We start from the raw sequence: 1,061 nt of genomic DNA, 5'->3' as shown, positions 1-1,061 counted from the left end.
TCTACATTAAATCTATTCTTCCAGTGTATACTCCAGTTTTTAAGCTATTAAAGTTTATATTATCAATTCTTACGCTTGCTCCGTATTTTTCTTCATATTTATATGGATAAACTGCCGTTCTTCCGTCTGATGAATTTTTTACTATACTTTCTACTTTTCCAGTTGCTTCGTCTACTTCTACTTCAAAATTTCTTAATTTTCTTGTTTTTGTCATTTTCTTTTCTCCTTCTGATTTGTTTAATTCTTTTTCTACTGCGTTTAATATAAAATTTGTTAAGCTTCGATTTTCTTTGTCTGCCTGTTTTTTTATTCTTTCGTGTAATTCTTCTGGCACTCTCATATTAATTCTTTTATCTTTCATTTTATCCTATCACCTTTTCTATAGTTTCCATGATTATTGGTCTTATTTCGTCTTGTCTGATACTTCCTGTGTAGAAGCTATCCTTTTGTATGTCATAGTATGATGCTTCCATGCAGTTTATAATTCTTCCTGCCATTGAGTTTGAAATTTTTTCTCCGTTTAATTTTGCTGAACTTATGTTTCCTGAGTTGTATCTGTCGATTTCTAATCCTGATTTTTCTTTTAATAAGTTGTTTAAATAAATTCTATCTTTACCATACTTTGTCCATCTTACTGCTCCACCGTCTAATAAGTTTTTGATTAAAGTTTCTTGATTTGTCATTGCGTGCCTCCTGTTTTTTATTTTTTACTTTGTTTGTTTTGTTAATTATATTATAATACATTTTACGTACATTGTCAATACTTTTTGTAAAATTCTTTCATTTTCTTTTATTCTTTTAAACCTGTGTTTTTCAATGTTTACAAGCCTTTTATCGTTTTCCCACTAAAAATAATTTTATTTTTTTTCTTATTTTTTTATATTTTTCTCAACTCCTACTCAACTCTACTCCGTTTTACTCAACTTTTGTCCGTTTTACTCAACTCTTGCAATAAAAAAAGAGGTGCATTTCTGCACCCCTCAGCATTTTAAAATATACAATTGTTTTTGTTTTAACATCCACACGTTACAAACGTGCATTTTCCAACATTTGCCTTTATT

General features: G+C 28.7%; 2 protein-coding genes. Both read right to left on the bottom strand.

Annotated elements, in window-relative coordinates; genetic code table 11:
* Position 1 precedes the first annotated feature (1 nt).
* Complete coding sequence (locus WKS98_RS09925; protein ID WP_498918944.1) at positions 2-361, bottom strand: YlcI/YnfO family protein; 360 nt, start codon at positions 359-361, stop codon at positions 2-4.
* Between the two features lies 1 nt (position 362).
* Positions 363-683 (bottom strand): hypothetical protein, encoded by a 321-nt coding sequence (locus WKS98_RS09920; RefSeq protein ID WP_498918942.1) that lies wholly within the window; start codon positions 681-683, stop codon positions 363-365.
* Positions 684-1,061: the final 378 nt, after the last annotated feature.

It is taken from the genome of Lagierella sp. ICN-221743, from assembly GCF_037890055.1.
GTDB lineage: Bacteria > Bacillota > Clostridia > Tissierellales > Peptoniphilaceae > Mediannikoviicoccus.
This window is presented reverse-complemented; position numbering and strand designations above follow the sequence as displayed.

Bases quoted from the DNA above. Each gene is read 5' to 3' on its own strand.
- WKS98_RS09925 (WP_498918944.1), bottom strand. From the start codon at position 361: ATGAAAGATAAAAGAATTAATATGAGAGTGCCAGAAGAATTACACGAA.
- WKS98_RS09920 (WP_498918942.1), bottom strand. From the start codon at position 683: ATGACAAATCAAGAAACTTTAATCAAAAACTTATTAGACGGTGGAGCA.